Origin of the sequence: Bacteroides muris (ex Afrizal et al. 2022), from assembly GCF_004793475.1 — a bacterium.
Classification (GTDB): Bacteria; Bacteroidota; Bacteroidia; order Bacteroidales; family Bacteroidaceae; genus Bacteroides; species Bacteroides muris.
In genome coordinates, this window is the sequence record NZ_SRYZ01000001.1 from 158,750 (window position 1) to 177,508 (window position 18,759).

General features: G+C 50.0%; 12 protein-coding genes and 2 pseudogenes. 8 read left to right on the top strand and 6 right to left on the bottom strand.

What is annotated here, in order from left to right; genetic code table 11:
* The first annotated feature begins 85 nt into the window (after positions 1–85).
* On the top strand, positions 86–1,963 hold the full coding sequence (locus E5355_RS00625) for a DEAD/DEAH box helicase (protein WP_136008736.1): 1,878 nt from the start codon (positions 86–88) through the stop codon (positions 1,961–1,963).
* 841 nt (positions 1,964–2,804) lie between these two features.
* On the opposite strand, the gene E5355_RS00630 is transcribed toward E5355_RS00625, so the two are convergent.
* Together E5355_RS00630 and E5355_RS00640 are read right to left on the bottom strand one after the other, a co-directional pair.
* Positions 2,805–4,454, bottom strand: a complete 1,650-nt coding sequence (locus tag E5355_RS00630) for a B12-binding domain-containing radical SAM protein (RefSeq protein ID WP_136008737.1) — start codon at positions 4,452–4,454, stop codon at positions 2,805–2,807.
* A 368-nt stretch (positions 4,455–4,822) separates the two neighbouring features.
* Positions 4,823–5,122 carry a hypothetical protein gene (locus E5355_RS00640; RefSeq protein ID WP_148356337.1) on the bottom strand — a complete coding sequence of 100 codons (300 nt, stop codon included), beginning with the start codon at positions 5,120–5,122 and terminating at the stop codon, positions 4,823–4,825.
* A 261-nt stretch (positions 5,123–5,383) separates the two neighbouring features.
* Between E5355_RS00640 and E5355_RS00650 the strand changes: the two are divergent.
* Positions 5,384–5,683: pseudogene (locus tag E5355_RS00650) on the top strand (alpha-L-fucosidase 1); the annotation flags it as partial.
* Positions 5,662–6,726, top strand: a pseudogene (locus E5355_RS19615) (glycoside hydrolase family 2 TIM barrel-domain containing protein); the annotation flags it as partial. The pseudogenes E5355_RS00650 and E5355_RS19615, both read left to right, overlap by 22 nt.
* Before the next feature lie 103 nt (positions 6,727–6,829).
* On the opposite strand, the gene E5355_RS00665 reads toward E5355_RS19615, so the two are convergent.
* From E5355_RS00665 to ruvB, 4 genes are all read right to left on the bottom strand, one after another.
* A complete protein-coding gene (locus E5355_RS00665; RefSeq protein WP_136008743.1) occupies positions 6,830–8,965 on the bottom strand; it encodes a S46 family peptidase in 2,136 nt (711 codons plus the stop codon).
* A 37-nt stretch (positions 8,966–9,002) separates the two neighbouring features.
* Complete coding sequence (locus E5355_RS00670) at positions 9,003–10,364, bottom strand: TIGR00341 family protein (RefSeq protein WP_136008744.1); 1,362 nt, start codon at positions 10,362–10,364, stop codon at positions 9,003–9,005.
* A gap of 32 nt (positions 10,365–10,396) precedes the next feature.
* Positions 10,397–11,845, bottom strand: coding sequence for a lipopolysaccharide biosynthesis protein (locus E5355_RS00675; RefSeq protein ID WP_136008745.1), 1,449 nt, complete (start codon positions 11,843–11,845; stop codon positions 10,397–10,399).
* A gap of 111 nt (positions 11,846–11,956) precedes the next feature.
* The gene (gene ruvB / locus E5355_RS00680) at positions 11,957–12,994 is read right to left on the bottom strand and encodes a Holliday junction branch migration DNA helicase RuvB (RefSeq protein WP_136008746.1); all 1,038 of its coding nucleotides are present in this window, start codon (positions 12,992–12,994) and stop codon (positions 11,957–11,959) included.
* Between the two features lie 279 nt (positions 12,995–13,273).
* Between ruvB and E5355_RS00685 the strand changes: the two genes are divergently transcribed.
* The 5 genes from E5355_RS00685 (at position 13,274) to E5355_RS00705 (ending at position 18,727) form a co-directional block, all read left to right on the top strand.
* Complete coding sequence (locus E5355_RS00685) at positions 13,274–13,708, top strand: DUF6078 family protein (protein ID WP_136008747.1); 435 nt, start codon at positions 13,274–13,276, stop codon at positions 13,706–13,708.
* A complete protein-coding gene (locus E5355_RS00690; RefSeq protein WP_136008748.1) occupies positions 13,702–14,115 on the top strand; it encodes a hypothetical protein in 414 nt (137 codons plus the stop codon). Before E5355_RS00685 ends, E5355_RS00690 begins: the two co-directional genes overlap by 7 nt.
* A gap of 4 nt (positions 14,116–14,119) precedes the next feature.
* Entirely contained in the window at positions 14,120–16,336 is a 2,217-nt protein-coding gene (locus tag E5355_RS00695) for a beta-N-acetylglucosaminidase (RefSeq protein WP_136008749.1), read from the top strand.
* 69 nt (positions 16,337–16,405) lie between these two features.
* Positions 16,406–17,410: a M20/M25/M40 family metallo-hydrolase gene (locus E5355_RS00700; protein WP_136008750.1), complete on the top strand. Its 1,005-nt coding sequence runs from the start codon at positions 16,406–16,408 to the stop codon at positions 17,408–17,410.
* Between the two features lie 84 nt (positions 17,411–17,494).
* On the top strand, positions 17,495–18,727 hold the full coding sequence (locus E5355_RS00705) for a nucleoside recognition domain-containing protein (protein WP_136008751.1): 1,233 nt from the start codon (positions 17,495–17,497) through the stop codon (positions 18,725–18,727).
* Positions 18,728–18,759 lie beyond the last annotated feature (32 nt).

Genomic DNA, 18,759 nt, shown 5'->3' on the forward strand with positions numbered 1-18,759 from the left:
TGGTAACTTATCAACCATCCATTACCGATTATCCACTGAAAAGCCCTATCTTTGCGCCCGAAATATAAAGATAGACAGAATTTTAATGAAGACATTTGAAGAGCTCGGTGTGTCGCCGGAGATACGCCGCGCCATCGAAGAAATGGGTTACGAGCAACCCATGCCGGTACAAGAGGAAGTAATCCCATACCTTTTAGGAGAAAACAACGACGTAGTGGCACTGGCACAAACAGGAACAGGAAAGACTGCCGCGTTCGGCCTGCCACTCATACAAAAGATTAACGTCGGCAACAGAATCCCCCAATCCCTTATCCTCTGCCCCACCCGCGAACTCTGTTTGCAGATAGCAGGCGACTTGAACGATTACTCGAAATACATCGACGGCCTGCGAGTGCTGCCCGTATACGGAGGCTCGTCCATCGAAAGCCAGATACGTGCACTGAAACGAGGTGTACACATCATCGTAGCCACACCGGGACGACTGCTGGACCTGATGGAACGCAAAACCGTATCGCTCGCCACCATACAGAACGTGGTGATGGACGAAGCGGACGAAATGCTGAACATGGGATTCACGGACAGCATCAACGCCATCCTGGCCGACGTGCCGCAAGAACGCAACACCTTGCTGTTCTCCGCTACCATGAGCCCGGAAATCGCACGCATCTCCAAAAAATACCTGCGTGATGCCAAAGAAATTACCATCGGACGCAAAAACGAAAGTACCAACAACGTGAAACACGTGGTGTTCTGCGTCCATGCCAAAGACAAATATGCAGCCCTAAAACGTATTGTAGACTACTATCCGCAGATATACGGCATCATCTTCTGCCGCACCCGCAAGGAGACGCAGGAGATAGCCGACAAGCTGATGCAGGAAGGCTACAACGCCGACTCGCTGCACGGCGAACTGAGCCAGGCACAACGCGATGCCGTGATGCAGAAGTTCCGCATCCGCAACCTGCAACTGCTGGTTGCCACAGACGTTGCCGCACGCGGACTGGATGTGGACGACCTGACCCATGTCATCAACTACGGACTGCCCGATGATACCGAAAGCTATACCCACCGCAGCGGACGCACGGGACGTGCCGGCAAGACCGGAACTTCCATCGCCATCATCAACCTGCGCGAAAAAGGCAAGATGCGTGCCATAGAACACATCATCGGCAAGAAATTCGTTGCAGGCGAAATGCCCACCGGCAAGCAGATATGCGAAAAACAATTGCTCAAGGTGATAGACGACCTCGAGAAAGTGAAGGTGAACGAGGAAGATATAGCCGACTTCATGCCCGACATCTACCGCAAGCTGGACTGGCTGAGCAAGGAAGACCTTATAAAACGCATGGTATCGCATGAGTTCAACCGCTTTCTGGACTACTACCGCGACCGCGAAGAGATAGAGGCAGCCACCGGAAGTGAACGCGGCAAGGGTGAGCGGAGTGAACGCCGAAGCAGCGGAAACCGCCAGGCCGAACCGGGCTACAAGCGCCTATTCATCAATCTGGGCAAGATGGACAACTTCTTCCCCAGTGAGCTTATCAGCCTGCTGAACAAGAACACCCGCGGACGCATTGAACTGGGACGCATCGACCTGATGCAGAAATTCTCTTTCTTCGAAGTAGAGGAAAAGGAAGCCGGTAATGTAGTGAAAGCCTTGAACCGTGCCAACTGGAACGGACGCAAGGTATCGGTAGAGATTGCCGGAGAGGAAGGAAAAGAGACCACACGAAGCAAAGGCAAAAAACGAAACGAAGCCCCTGCCTCACGGCGCAAGGAGAAACCCGAAAACGCCCCTACTGCCAAAAAGAGCAAGCCCACACGCGAAGAACGCGGCTATACCAAAGCCCGCGGCAAGAAAGATGACTGGAAACAGTTCTTCCAAGGAAACAACGACTTCAAAGATCCCGAACCCAACTTTAGCGAAGAAGGTTGGGCAAAAAGAAGCAAGAAGAAAAAGTAAATGCATAGTCTGGCATACAGAACGTAGTGAAACATCTCTTCTCCTACCACAAGGGGAAGAGATGTTTCGTTTCGCCCTGACCCCATACATCAATGAATAGACCGTCCTCCGGATAAGGGCAAAACCGGAAGCAAGCATAAGCAGAATCCGCGTATGTCCCATACTTTTTATCACAGAGGTTCATGCAAAAGAGGGGGAGTCAAAACCTTCTTTTTAACAAAATCATCCTTGCTACAGATATCTGTGACAGGGGTGATTTTCATATTTTTGGTGTTTTGACACATCCCCTCTGTAATAAGAATTCGGGAATTATGCATCAAGCTTCTCTGCATTACACATAAAGCATAAAGAGAAAAAGTACCTGCATCCAGAGGGCAAAATCCACACTTCCGGCACTGCATGCAATGGGATTTGCCCCCAATTTGTACGAGGGAAGCAGAGAAGAGGCCCTATATCTACGTTAATAAATATTATTTCAGAATGATTAAGAAATGGACAAGAAATCACCTTTAAGTTCTTGTTGTCAGATAGTTGAATCCGGACAAGGGAGAGATAACAGTGTGCTGGCAACCGTTTTGCCAGCACTCTTGCCGTCACTGCTGTAATGCCAATGAACAGGGCGATACAGGCAGTCGGTGCTGGAGTGCTGGCAAAATGACGAAAAATCAAAAAACGGATAGCGTTTGCATTCAGCGCGAATTCATATGGCGGGTAAAATGCGGATAACCGAAAAGTACCTTCTATTCATGTGAAATAGGACATTCAACTATGGAATGGCAATAAATGATTAGTCGGCATTCATTTCTCTATCTGTGGCAATCTGCAGTAATTGTGTTTTCCGTCATATCCTCGCCATTCCTTTAGCTTTGAATACAGGTTCTGCCTTTTGTATTTCCGATTCGAAGCCGAACCAACAACCATTTGAGGTATCGTCGTCAATAGGCAGAAAACATAAGCGGAGGCTTTCTTTGTAGTCTCCATAGATTACTTCCCAATATTCCGGTGGCGTCTGGCGCTTGGTCTTGACCTTCTCAGCCGGTTTTTTCTTTAATGACATGCCGGCCTCTATCCAAGCAATGGTCACCATGATTTGGTATGCCGGATAATGCATGCTACAGAATTCATAGAGTACAAGACCTCGCTTTTCCAGGCTCATGGGCTGGTCTATAAGATTTTTATCAATCAGAAATTCCAAGAAACGATGCAGGAAATCGGGGTCGTCTAGAATAAGTCTGCGAGTGATAGCTTGCCAAGCGGTTGTGTTATAGAATCCGTCCAGAAGACGTGACAGCTGCCGGGCCGTCTGAAGTTCGTTGACACTGATTTCATTCGTCCGAAGTACTTCATAAGGAGGAAAGGGAGAGTATCGGATGCCCAGTTCTTCCGCTCTTCTTCTCATTTCTGTGCCGGGAAGCAGCTTCAGGGATTCCAGCTGTATTTCACCGGCATTGTATCCGGCAAGTGTACGCACATCCTCAAATATTTCGGACAGGCGGTACAGAGGCAATCCGGCAATGAGGTCGGCATGTGTCTCCATATTGGGCAGAGAACACAGGAAACGAAGACCTTGCAGTGAATCTTCCAGACCTCCCATCCGACGGCTTTTCAGCAGGACTGGTTCGCGCAGGCTCTGAATACCGGCCTCGAGATGGAGCAGTCCTTCAGGCAGCTTCTTCAATTCATTTTTCAGCTCTTCGGATAATAGTGCAGGATGTATTTCTAAGTGAAAGCATACATCCGGGTAGAATTCCAGAAAAAGCCGCAGCAATTCTTTAGCACGGCGCGGATTATAATTAAAGGTCCGGTCGAGGACGCGTACGTTTTTTATTCCATGGCTGTGGATAATCAGAAGGCGTTCACGAATACTTTCAATGGACAGTGTGCGCACCGGTTTTTCTCCACCGCTGACACAGAATGCGCATGTGTTGAAACATCCCCGGGTAGTCTCCAGTTGTACGAATGGTTTGCTCCAGTTGAAGAAACAGCTTTTTTCCGGCGGCACCAGCCGGGCAAAGTCAACAACACGGGCTATGCCGTTGTCTATATATTGCTTTTGAGGACTTATATAGCAAATCCCCGGAATATTGCCCCATTCTTCCGGCCGGTTCCAGCAAGCCAGCCATTGAGGAAATACTTCTTCTCCCTCTCCTCGGAACACGCAGTTGATGAAAGGATTTTTACGCAGAAAATCCTCATTGTCTCCCAAGAATTCAGGCCCGCCCAAGACGAAACAGCTATCGGGAAGCAATGCTTTCAATCTTGCTGTGATGTGCAGTAGCTGTTCATGATTGAACAACCATGCTGTTGCAGCAATGATATCGGGCTGATGCCGGTATATTTCGTCCACAATCATTCCTATGTTTTCATTGATGGTGGCAGATACACTCTCCCATTTTATGGAATTGTTCTTGACCATTTGTGCGTGCAGTGCAGGAAGTGCCAGCGAAGAGTGCGCATACGAGCTATTGAGGTCTATCCAAAGAATTTTCATGTCCGGTTGAATTTCATTTTCGCAAATTTAGATATAAATTGCGATTTATGTGCCAGGGATATAAGAAAAAGTCAAGTCCCCCACTCCACAGCTCTTTTATTCAAAGGAGTTATCGGAGAGTTCTTACAAAGAAGAATCAATTTTCTTGTCTCAGCTTTAGGTTCAATCAATCTGTCTGAATTTAGTAAAGCGGCTCATACAATTCACAGGATACATTCTGTATTTTTTAAAAATAAGAAACCGTGAGTCACTTTCTCAAAATGATGGATGCTCCATTCCTGTGAGAAAACTGAAAGGCAGAAACTGATGCAGATGAGAAGCAATTCTATTCTTTTGTGTATCATAGCTTTTATCATTACAGTTCGAAATCATGCATTAGAATCGAAGGTTCTTGACAAAAAAGTGATGTATTCCTGCTTCGTCTTCTTGTTGTATCTTATTTTCATATTACCTCCACTTAAATCTCCCATATTCTTCTTCATGACTACGCTGCCTGTAATGATGAGGGCATCCTCACTGAAAACTTTCTCAAGTGCGTTGATGTTCTTTTCGTTGTAATAACAGCGGAAGTCTTCTACGAACTTCAGAATCTCGCGGCGACGGCGCACGTCTGTAACCGACCGTCCTTCTTGCATGACTTTAGCGTAATTGTTGTTGTCGAGAACCATACGCACTCCAGTAATGAAACGATAGTAAGCTCTTTGCGAAGCGAGCCCTTGTACGAAGCATCTTTGGGTGTCAGTGTGACGGGAATGTTTCTTACCTGATAACCTTGCGCATCGTTCAGGCACGATTGTACATTCAGATTCGATTCGCATTCGACGAACATCACATTCTCCAATTCTAACTTTTTATACCAATCTTTGTCTCGGTTCTGAAACAAACACAGTTTTATTATTATCCATTATTTTTTAAAATCAAGCATAACCATGAAATTAAAGAAAATTTTTCTGACTGCCGGGCTCACTGCCACGGCTACTTTATCAACAATGGCCCAAAAAGCACCTGAACCCTGCGGACTGACACCCAGTGCCCGACAAATAGAATGGTACAACCGCGAAATGATAGCCTTCTTCCACTTCGGCATCAACACTTTTGAAGACTTCGCCAACGAAAGAGACGGAAAAGCACCAACCGCCATCTTCAATCCCACCGCACTGGATGGCGGGCAATGGATGCAGACCCTGAAAGCAGCAGGTATCCCGGCCGCCATCCTCACAGCCAAACATGTACGTCTACGTATCGAGCGCAAGTATGGCAATTCGTACCGGTGAAGGATGACGTATATCTCATCGTCAGTCCCCTTTCCCAACAAGCCATAGACAACAGTGGAGACAAAGAGAAAGAACAAAGCGTCATCCAATGGAGCAGCGACCCTTCCAACGGCAACCAGCACTGGAAAGTCACGCAACTTCCTAACGGCAACTACGTCTTCACTTGCCAGGCCAACGGATATAACATGGGATTTCCCGATGCCGGACTGGTAGGTGAGCCCATTTTTCAGCTGAAACCCGATGCCGGTCAGGAAAGGCAACAATGGGTATTGGTGAAGTCAGACGTGAAAATCAAGGTAGAGCCGCTAAAGACCCATAGCGACAATGAGTGGGAGAACCAGCACGTCTTTGCCATCAACAAGGAAGACGGACACGCCATCTTCATCCCCTTTGCCAATGCCGCAGAGATGAAAGCCGACCCTGCCTATCGCCGCCCGTGGGAACGTACCCGCTCCAGCCGCTACCAGCTGCTGAACGGTAACTGGAAGTTCCATTGGGTGAAACAACCCGAAGAGCGTCCGAAAGAGTTCTACAAGCCCGGATATGATGTGTCGGCATGGGCCGAAATACCCGTTCGAATTGCGCGACCTGCACCTGGCCTCAGTCCTCAGCCCGCGTTACGACCGTGCAGAACTGAACGTGAAGAGCATGGTAAGAAACCATGGAAAAGCCATGAAGAACGCTTCCCTGCGCATCTCGTTGCTCGATGCCCAAGGAAAGCAACTGAAACAGTTCGTTACTGAAAGCGCCACAAGCTGAACACCGTCCGCACGAGCCACTACCCCAACGACCCCAAGATGTACGGGCTGTATGATTACTACGGACTCTATGTGATGGACGAAGCCGACCAGGAGTGCCACGGCAACCATTCGCTGACTGACAATCCCTCGTGGGAAGCTGCATTCGTAAATCGTGGTGTGCGCATGGCACAGCGTGACAAGAACCCTCCTTCCGTTATCTTCTGGTCGCTGGGCAACGCCAGTTGCGGCCCGGGTCCTCGTCCGAAATATGAAATCAAGTCTGACAGCACTTATCAATATGTCTTCCGTATAGAACCTATGAAGTAAGACTGCAATATATGCAGAAGCGGGGAATATCCAGCTAGTTGCCACGTTTCAATTCCCAAATCAGATTCCCCGCTTTTCCATACTTCTCAATCATGAACAGCATGTAGCGCACATCCACCCCGATGGTGCGCTGCATCTTCGGTTCATAAAGAATATCACTGCTCATGGCTTCCCAATTGCCATCGAAGGCAAGTCCCAGAAGCTCCCCTTTGGCATTGAACATGGCACTGCCAGAATTGCCTCCCGTAATGTCGTTGTTGGAAATGAAGCAGACGCTCATTTCGCCCTTTTCATCGGCATATCTGCCGAAGTCACCGGAGGAAAGAAGGGATACCAATTCGGGCTGCACTTCAAAATCCACATCGCCTGCATGGGCTCTGACTTTCTCCAGAATGCCCGTCGTAGTGGTATGATAATCATATTCCACTCCGTCGGACGGGGCATAGCCGCACACAGTTCCAAAACTCAAGCGCATGGTGGAATTGGCATCGGGATAGAAGTTGCGGGATGCGTACATCCGCCGCACGGCAGCATTGAACAAACGCTCATTCCGCTCGATTTCACCGGAGGCTTGCTGGACCTCCATGTTCATCTCGAACAGTTTTGTAATCAAGTCGATGCCCAGGCCAATAGCAGGGTCGTTATATATCTGATAGGTGGTGTCCTGCTCCAAGAAGCGCTTCAATCCACGGGGCGTGGTCAGCTCCGAACGGGCATAAAGGCTGTCTACATAGGTACGCTCGTTGCCTCCGTATTCTGTTGCAATTGTCTGATAGAGTTCGGGAAGGTAGGCTGAATCCACTTGGGAACGGTATTCTTTCAGCAGTGCTGCAAACACTTCCTTGTCAATGCCCAAATCCAGATTGGCATACTTCTCAACAATGGCTTTCAGATTGGCAACCACCGTTTTCTTTTCTCCCTCAAAGTCGAAGTTAAGAATGGACAAGGCGAGCTGTACCAGTTCCGGACCGTTCAGGAAAGACTCGGCAAAGTAAGCCCTGGCACGATAGACCTCACGGCGGCTCTTGTAGTTCAACTCCAAATCGGAGAAAAGGTGCAGCAAGTGTTCCCGTTCTTTTGGAGTCTGCTGTATCCAGCGGCGGAGTTCGGTTTCCAGAGCACGCTTCTTATCCAGCACATGCAATTTTTTAATGGTACGGTTCACCCCTATGCTGTTCTTCCAATAATTGGAGCTTTCGTCATATTTGGAAGCATACTTGATGCGGATGCTGTCGCGGCTATCCATTTCACGCTTCCAGATGGCCTGCTTCACGCCACGGATGTCTATCTGTGCCCGGTTGGTGGTATTCATCATCTCTTCGATACCGAAAGAGGAGAGGTAGCGTTCCGTGCTGCCCGGATAGCCCATCGTCATACAGAAGGAACCTTCACGGTAGCCGTCAAGGGAAATCGGGGCTACATATTCGGGACGGTAGGGAACATTGTCGGGAGAATAATCGGCAGGCCGGTTATGCTTATCGGCATAGATACGGAATACGGAGAAATCACCGGTATGGCGCGGCCATTCCCAGTTGTCAGTGTCCCAGCCGAACTTGCCTACCGAGGAAGGCGGCGCAAACACCAGACGAACATCATTGTAATCGCGATAAACGGAAAGCCAGAACTCGTTGCCTCCATAGTAAACATCCACAATGCCCGTCAGCGTGGAGTCCTTGCGGGAAACCTCTTCACCGATAGCCAGCATCACCGAATCGACCGCACTTGTACGCTCAGCCTCATCCATATCCGGCCTTACCGCCCCAAGCACGCGGCGGGTCACGTCTTCTTGGCGCAAGAGAAAGCGTACGTAAAGCTCCGGATTGGGCAGTTCCTCACTAAGATTATGTGCCACAAAGCCATCCTTCAAATAGTCGTGCTCCACAGACGAATGCTGCTGTATGCTGCTGAAGCCGCAATGATGATTGGTAAATACCAGTCCGTCCCCGGATACTACCACCCCGGAACAAAAGCCTCCGAAGCTGACTACCGCATCCTTCAACGACGGACGTTTCGTGTTATACAGTTTACTCACAGGCATCTGCAAACCCAGTTCTTTCATAGTCCGGCATGTCTGCTTGTTCAAATTTCCCAGCATCCACATTCCCTCATCCGCTTGTCCCGGCAGAGAGAAGAGGAAGCAGACGGCTATCAGTATAAATCTTAATTTCATGCCCAATAAATATATTTCTACCCCTCAGGGGGTGTTGTCATTCCGCAATCAACCGCAATTGTTTGGCTCCCGTACGTGCCTTGAGCCATTCGGCAATCTTTTCCTTCTCGTGTGCATTCGGATGCCTACCGAATTTCAATACGGCAAGGGTCACTGTGTCCACCCGTGCCGAATCCACTGTCAGTTCAATCGCATGAGAGATTGACACTGTCTTTACCGACGGATAGAGCACTTTCAACTCGGGGATAATCTTTTTGCCTAATTCATCGAAGGTTTTATATCTTTCCAGACTCTGTTCAAGAGTTTCAATCTGCTGTTTCTGCTCCACCAAGCGCTGCTCGCTGTTCTTGTAGAAATCTTCCATCACCATGGCACGGATGGAAGATATGTCCACCGCTCCGTTGTTCATGCCCTGAAGCACAATCAGCTTGGTATCGTCCAGCTTATAGTCTTTCATCTTACTACGGGCAATGGCAATGGAGGTTTCGGGCACCTCCTGCCCTATCAGCACTACACGTATCTCATGGCCCTTGCCATCGCGGTGAATCTTCTTGTCCAATACCTGCGTATTCTCAAAAGAGAGCTGTTCATTGACAAAACGGTTGGCCGCGCTTTCAAACAAGGTATCCTGAATAATGCCGACCGTCAGATACACGGCAGGACACATGGTCAGCACTGCAATCAGGACAATATATTTGCGCACTTTCTTCTCCCTATTCTTGTCCACAAACTCCTTGCGCTGGAAGTGCATCACACGCACCCCCACAAAAGTAGCGAGACTGATAAATACGGAATTGATAAAATAAAGGTAGAATGCACCAAGGAAGTAAATCAGATTGCCCGTTGCCAGCCCGTAACCTGCCGTACAGAGAGGCGGCATCAGCGCTGTGGCAATGGCAACGCCGGGAATCACATTTCCTTTTTCTTTCGTGGAGAGTGCCGTCACCCCCGCCAAACCACCCATCAGGGCAATGAATACATCATAAATGGTGGGTGAAGTACGTGCCAGCAATTCAGACTGTCCTTCGGCAACCGGACTGACCAGAAAAAATATGGTAGCCGTAGTCACACTGAATAAGGTAGTAATCAGGAAACTCTTCAATGAACGTTTCATCAGTTCAAAGTCATTCAATCCCACGGAAAGCCCCACACCCATGATAGGCCCCATCAGCGGGGAGATGAGCATAGCACCGATAATCACAGCGGTAGAATTCACATTCAGCCCCAACGAAGCCATGAATATGGCGAATATCAGAATCCAAAGGTTAGCTCCCTTGAATTCCACTCCTTTGCGAATGGAGTCTACGGTTTCAAGTTCATTGTCCTTGTCTTTGCGCAAATCAAGATACTCTTTCAGAAAGGTCTTGATGGCGAAGGTATTTCTATTATCAGAATCCATAATATTTACGATTTGACGATTTATGATTGAGATTACTGTTTCCTTATCAACTTGTTGATGACGGGGATACTGCCGAGAGGCATATCACGCCGCACAATGTAGGTCACAAAGACCAGCAACAATATAGTTCGGTATGCCATACGCAGGTAGATATTATCTACCGGGACATACTCGGCAGCCAGGTAGAGAACTGCCGCAAGCAATACATAACAGCCGATGGCCTTCAGGTCATACTGAATGGGATACTTCTTCTGCCCCACGAAGTAAGACAGCAGCATGGCTATGCCATAACCGCAAAAGCCTGCCCAGGCACAAGCCATATAGCTGTATCGGGGAATCAGAAGTATGTTCATCACTACCAGTACCGTGCAAGCTATCAGGGAGAAATAAGCACCCCAACGTGTCTCATCAATCAGCTTGTACCAGAAAGAAAGATTGAAATAGATACCCATAAAGATTTCGGCAGCCATCACGACGGGCACCACCCGCAACCCCGGCCAGTAGTCGCGACCGATAATATGACGCAGGATGTCCAGATAGAACATGACAGCCAGGAATGCCAGCAGTGTAAAGATGATGAAGAACTTCATAGCCTGCGCATATACCTGCTTGTTATCCTTGTCTCGGCTCTTCCCGAAGACAAAAGGCTCGTATGCATAGCGGAAGGCTTGTGTAAGCATCGCCATCACCATGGCAATCTTGCTGGCAGCTCCATAAATGCCCAACTGCACGGAAGCTTCCGCCTCATCCGGATAGACAAAAGGAAAAATTATCTTATCGGCCACCTGATTCAGGATACCTGCCAAGCCAAGTACCAGCAACGGCAGACAATAAGCAAGCATACGCTTCAGCAGTTTTCTATCCAGTACGTATGCAAATCCGCGCAGCTCCGGAATCATGCAAAGCATGATGGTAGAGGTACATATCAGATTGAAAAAGAAGGCATAGCCCACATCATCCCCTTTCATCCCTACATAATAGACCAGATTCAGTGCAATGTTCAGGAAGATAAACAGCAGCTTGAGTGCCGCAAACTTAATGGGACGCTTCTTATAGCGCAAATAAGCGAAAGGAATGCTCTGGATGGCATCCATCGCCACCACAATCATCATCATGCCCACGTACCAGGGATGGTCACCATACTCCATCCATCCGGCAATGGACTCGAGAAACAACAACCCCAATGCAAGGAAGGCAAGCGCCCCCATACTCACACTGAGCAATGTCGTGGAATACACCCGCATCGGATTATCTTCCCCTTTATTGGCAAAGCGGAAGAAACCGGTCTCCATGCCGCACGTCAACAACACCAGCATGAGCGCCACCCATGCATATACATTCGTCACTACGCCATAGCCTCCGCTCTGTGCGGACATCGCCATGGTATATACGGGCACCAGCAGGTAATTGAGGAAACGCCCCACAATGCTGCTCAACCCATAAATGGCAGTTTCTTTTGCCAATGATTTTAATCCGGCCACTTCTTTAATGGTTGTTATGAACACAAAGGCACCGAGGCACAGAACTTTTTAGGATAAGAGGAAAGAGAGACTTTGTGACTCCGTATCTCTGTGTTCGTTTTTTTAAATGAATCACTCATTGCCAAACAAGGTACGCTGACTACTATAGAGGCTTCGTCCCAGATGCTTGTAGGCAAGCTCTGTCACTTCGCGTCCGCGCGGAGTGCGTTTCAGGAAACCCTCTTTTATCAGAAACGGTTCATAGACTTCTTCTATCGTACCTGCATCTTCACCCAAGGCAGTGGCAATGGTAGTAAGTCCTACCGGGCCGCCCTTGAACTTGTCGATGATGGTACAGAGTATCTTGTTGTCTATCTCGTCCAGACCATATTTGTCAATATTCAGAGCCTCGAGAGCAAACTGCGCGATTTCCGTATCGATGCTTCCGGTGCCCTTCACCTGGGCAAAATCGCGCACACGGCGCAGCAGTGCATTGGCAATACGTGGCGTGCCACGGCTGCGGCTCGCAATCTCGGCGGCAGCCCTCACCGAACAAGGGACTTCGAGAATGCCGGACGAACGGCGTATAATGCCACTCAACACGTCGTCATCATAATATTCCAGATGCAGATTTATACCGAAACGGGCACGTAACGGAGCTGTCAGCAGACCGCTGCGAGTAGTAGCTCCTACCAGTGTGAAAGGATTCAAGTCAATCTGTATGCTCCGGGCCGAAGGGCCTTTGTCTATCATGATGTCAATGCGGTAATCCTCCATGGCCGAATACAAATACTCCTCCACTACAGGGCTCAACCGGTGTATTTCGTCGATGAAAAGCACATCATTCGGCTCCAAGCTGGTAAGCACTCCCGCCAAGTCTCCAGGCTTGTCGAGTACCGGACCGGAGGTTATTTTAAAACCTACCCCCAGTTCGTTGGCAATGATATTGCTGAGTGTCGTTTTTCCCAATCCGGGAGGGCCGTGAAGCAGCACATGGTCCAGCGCCTCGCCACGCAGGCGGGCAGCTTTTACAAATATGCGCAGATTGTCCACCACCTTGTCCTGCCCGCTGAAATCCTCAAAATTCAACGGACGGAGAGCGTTCTCGAAATCACGCTCTCGGCTGGTAACGGGTTGCTGATTGCGTATGTCAAAATCTTCTTGTTCCATTCCAGACTCCTTTGTTTTCTGCAAAATAACTAATTTATTTTGAGATAAGCGACAGAAGTTGTTTTTTTCATGGCTATATCCCCTACCAAAAAAGAACTGCATGAAAGAAAAACTCATTCATACAGTTCTTAAAATCATCCATAAGCTAATCATGCTTACCTCCTGTTGCAAAAGAACTGATTTTTTTCGTAAAAAGTACGGAAACAGAAAAAGATTTGCCCTTCCCCCAAAGAAAACCTATCTTTACGCCCAAATGAAAACCTATAAAACATACATGCCATGAACCCCGAAACAGCCCTCTCCCAAATCCCCTTCGACTACGCCCTGTGCCTCGACCATGAATGCCCCAAGGCAGCCAACTGCCTCCGCCAACTGTCCGTGCAAAGCATGCCGGCGGACAAAGAGTACTGGAACATCGTCAGCCCCAAACGGCTTGCCGCCCTGAAGGGAGACTGTCCTTTCTTCCGAACCAGCGAAAAGGTGCGCTACGCCAAAGGCTTCATGAACCTGCTGGACAACCTGCCCTACAACAAACGAAGAACCGTCATCAGCCTCCTGATAGCCCGCTTCGGACAACGGACCTACTACCGCATACGCAAAGGAGAACGCCTGCTGTCACCGGACGAACAACGAACCGTGCTGAACATCATCGGACAGCCTGAAGCAAACATAGAATCGGCTTTTGATGCTTACGTAGAGGGCTACGCATGGTAACAAACTCGTTCTCTTGGACTTATTTTGCCAAGACAACGACAACCTATTGGCAAAACATTGCCTACAAACAGGCAACACCTTGCCTGTCCGAAGGCAACGGCCTGCCAACAAACTGGCAAAAGCTTGCCGGCAAGCAGGCAAGAAACGCGATGCCATTGCCGGACTTTCTGTCTTCGGGCATCAGCCATCAGCCGCCCGAACGGCGTCAGCATGTCGGCCGCACAGCTTTACGACCCGGGGCACGGTTCCCCTTGCGGCGTGGAACAGGAAGAAGAGGGAACATCGAAAGGAAATCCCTCGTCAGCAAGCAAAAATACGATATTTGCTCAAAAGTTAATAAAGCATATGCCGCATTTCCCATTATTTTTCCCATCTTTGCGGCAATATTCACCTCTCAATCTACTTAACATTATGAAAAGAAAACCATTGCTGCTCGGAATCATCAGCCTGCTGGCAACTGCAACCATCCATGCACAAGAGTTCCGTTTGCAACCCACTCCCCAGAACTACACCGTACAACAGGACGACTCCATCAGCATCCCCCGGCAATACCGGCTGATGGCAGGCAACTCCTTGAACAACGGAACCGCCCTGCCCCTGCTCCGTTCGCTGATGCCGGAAGAGGCCCCCGATGCTGCATTCCGCATCTACATCGGAACAAAAGGCGACAAGGTGGTAAGCAGCTACCGGAAACGGATTCCGCAAAAGTCCGAAGGCTACTTCCTGAAAATAGAAAAAGACCGCATCATCATTGCCGGAGCCGACGAACGGGGAACTTACTACGGCGTGCAGACACTTGCCCAACTGCTTACTCTGGACAAACTGCCCCTTGCCGAAGTGGCCGACTATCCCGATGTGCCCTACCGGGGTGTGGTAGAAGGATTCTACGGAACCCCCTGGAGCCAGGAAGACCGCATACGCCAACTGGACTTCTACGGACGGAACAAGATGAATGTCTACCTCTACGGTCCTAAAGACGACCCCTACCACAGCACACCCCACTGGCGCAAGCCCTACCCTGCCCAAGAAGCCGAACGGCTGAAACAACTCGTGGACAGAGCCCGCGACAACAACGTCATCTTCTACTGGGCCATCCATCCGGGACAGGACATCCGCTGGAACGAAGAAGACCGTGAGCTGCTGTTGCAGAAATTTGAAAGCATGTACCAGCTGGGCGTGCGCGGATTTGCCGTTTTCTTCGACGACATCTCCGGCGAAGGAACCAAAGCGGACAAACAAGCCGAACTGCTGAACTACATCGACAACCATTTCGTACAGGTCAAGAAAGACGTCGCCCCACTGGTGATGTGCCCCACGGAATACAACAAGTCATGGACCAAGGTGGAAGGCGGCTACCTCACCACTCTTGGCGAGAAGCTGAACAAGGACATCCAAATCATGTGGACCGGAAACCGGGTCATCGCCACCATAGACCGGCCTACCCTGGACTTCATCAATCCGCTGATAAAACGCAAAGCCTACATTTGGTGGAACTTCCCTGTGTCCGACTATGTACGCGACCACCTGCTGATGGGGCCCGTCTACGGAAACGGACTCGACATCGAAGACGGCATGTCCGCCTTTGTCTCCAACCCCATGGAACATGCCGAAGCTTCCAAGATTTCCCTCTACAGCGTGGCCGATTACACCTGGAACATGGAGAAATTTGACAGCGACACCTCCTGGAGACACGCCATCAAAGACCTGATGCCACTCCATGCCGAATATCTGGAAACATTTGCCGCCCACAACTCCGATTTGGGCAAGAACGGACACGGCTTCCGACGCGAGGAATCCATCCGTCTGCAACCTGCCCTTTCCGCACTGCTGAAGAGCTATCTGGAGAAAGGCGAGATAGACGAAACCGCCTACAACCAAGTAGACGAAGAGTGCCGCAAGATTATCCTCTCTGCCGATATGCTGCTTGCCTCCGGCAACGAGAACCGCCCTCTTATCGATGAAATCAGACCTTGGCTCACTCAATTCAAACTGGTGGGCGAATACGGAAAGACTGTGCTGGAAATGATGCGCCTGCCACAACAGGAAAAAGCCTTCCTGCCCGGCCATGCCCACGCACAAGCCTTGCAAACCCTGATGACGGACAACGATGCCCGCTATCCGCAAGGAGTGAAGAGCGGAAGCGGACAACTGATGCCCACCTTCGACGCCCTGTTCGAGGCCTCCACGAAGCAATACAACCAGCGGTTCCATACCGCACTGAACGCCCGTGCCGTCTACTCGCCCTACACGCTGGAAAGCAACGTGCAACAGCTCGCCCTGCTCCCCACGCAGCAGAAGGGAAAAGAAGGCAGCATCGCCCCCTCCAACGAAGTCATCCTTTGGCAGGCAGGCGGCTCTCTGACCCTCTCCATGGACCGTCCGCGCGTGCTTGCCACGCTGAGGATAGACTTGGGGACAAAGGAAGAAGGATACACGCACTTCAGGCTGGAAACAAGCCTTGACGGCAAAACGTGGCGAAACGCAAACTTGCAGAGCGTATGGAAAGGATACACCATGCAGAAAGCGGATGTGGAAGGACAAAAAGTACTGAAGATAAGGCTGACCAACACCTCCGGAAGCGAACAGAAAGTATATTTCAAAGCATTCAGGCTGACAGAGCAAGAGTGACCTCGTATCAAGAAGAGCAATCTCCGACACCGCAACCGAATGCCAAACGACCTTTAAAAAACATATAACATGTATAAAGCTGTTTTAGGAGCCATCTGCTCCCTGTTTTTCACACTGTCGCTACAAGCGCAGCAACCACTCGAGAAAGGATTGCAAAGCATCAACCGGGCTTCGGCCGAAGCCATTGTCGGCTTTCTGGCCGACGATGAGCTGCAAGGGCGCGAAGCCGGTACCCACGGGGCACGAGTGGCAGCCCGCTACATCGCCTCCCTCCTGAAAGAAGCCGGCATCGCACCGCTCTACAAGGAGGGGTATTACCAGCCCTTCGAAGCATGCAGCAAGGAGAGGCAGCAACGGGGACGGTGGCACGTGCATCCCGACTCCATCGCTGCCCTGAAGCAAGGCACCCATCGCTCCTTACAGATGGACAACGTGTTGGGATTCATTCCCGGCCAACGTGTCGACGAATATGTCATTGTAGGCGCTCACTTCGACCACTTGGGCACGGACGAGACACTGGTCAACGACCGGATATACAACGGTGCGGACGACAATGCCTCGGGCGTGTCCGCCGTCCTGCAGATAGCGCGTGCCTTTGCGGCCAGCGGTCAGAAACCGTTGAGAAACGTAATTTTCGCCTTCTGGGACGGAGAAGAGAAAGGCCTGCTCGGCTCGAAACACTTCGCGCAAAGCTGCCCTTTCATCAGCCAAGTGAAAGGTTACCTCAACTTCGACATGATAGGACGCAACAGCAAGCCGGAACAACCGCAACATGTAGTCTACTTCTACACTGCCGCCCATCCCGCCTTCGGCGACTGGCTGAAACAGGACATCGCACGCTACAACCTGCAACTGCAACCCGACAGCCGCGCCTGGGACCGCCCAGTGGGTGGCAGCGACAATGCCACCTTTGCCTTGCTGGACATTCCCATCATCTGGTATCACACGGACGGACACCCCGACTACCACCAACCCTCGGACCATGCCGACCGACTGAACTGGGAAAAGGTTGTGGAAATCACCAAGGCCTCGTTCCTCAATGTCTGGAACCTTGCCAACGAAAAGAAGTATTAACCGCAACAGGCTGCCTTTGGCAGCCTGCGGTTTTCACATCAGTCCATAACTCAAAAGTTCGCAAACTAAAAAACTCAAAATAAAATGGTTTTAAATTACATCTGGGTGGCTTTCTTCGTCATCGCATTCATCGTGGCCCTCTGCAAACTCATTTTTATGGGTGATGTGGAGATATTCACGGAACTCGTCAACTCCACCTTCTCCTCTTCCAAAACAGCTTTTGAAATATCCCTGGGGCTGACAGGAATACTTGCCTTCTGGCTCGGCGTGATGAAGATAGGCGAAAACAGCGGTATGATCAACGCCCTCTCACGTTGGCTGAGCCCGGTATTCTGCCGCCTCTTCCCCGACATACCGAAAGGACATCCTGCCATGGGATCCATATTCATGAATCTCTCTGCCAACATGCTGGGGCTGGACAATGCCGCTACTCCGATGGGGCTGAAAGCCATGAAGGAACTTCAGGAGCTGAACCCGAAAAAGGACACCGCCACCAATCCGATGGTCATGTTCCTTGTACTCAACACTTCGGGACTGATACTTATCCCCGTCAGCATCATGATGTATCGCTCGCAGATGGGTGCCTCCCAGCCCACGGACATCTTTATCCCCACACTGATAACGACCGCCATCTCGACCGTTGTCGGTGTCATCGCCGTCAGCATTGCACAGCGCATCAACCTGCTGAACAAGCCCATACTTATCCTGATTGGCTGCATCAGCCTTTTCTTTGCCGCGCTCATTTATCTGTTCACACAGATTAGTCGCGATGAAATGGGCGTATATTCCACTTTGATTGCCAACATACTGCTGTTCTCCATCATCCTGCTGTTCATCCTCTGGGGGCTGTGGAAGAAAATCAACGTATACGATGCTTTCATCGAAGGAGCCAAAGAAGGCTTCACCACCGCTGTACGCATCATTCCCTATCTGGTTGCCTTCCTCGTTGGAATCGCCGTTTTCCGCACTTCAGGCGCCATGGATATACTGGTGAACGGTATCGGTTATGTAGTAGGACTATTCGGTGTAGATACCAGCTTTGTAGGTGCCCTGCCCACTGCCCTGATGAAGTCACTGAGCGGCAGCGGTGCCAACGGACTGATGATTGACACCATGAAACAGTATGGCGCCGATTCATTTGTAGGACGCATGAGTTGCGTGGCACGCGGTGCTTCGGATACTACGTTCTATATCCTTGCCGTGTATTTCGGCAGCGTAGGTATCACCAAAACGAGGAATGCCGTGACGTGTGGGCTGATTGCCGATTTCTCCGGCATCATTGCAGCGATTATTATCAGTTATATGTTCTTCTTCTAAAGAAACTGTCTTAATCACAGGAATGTAATTTC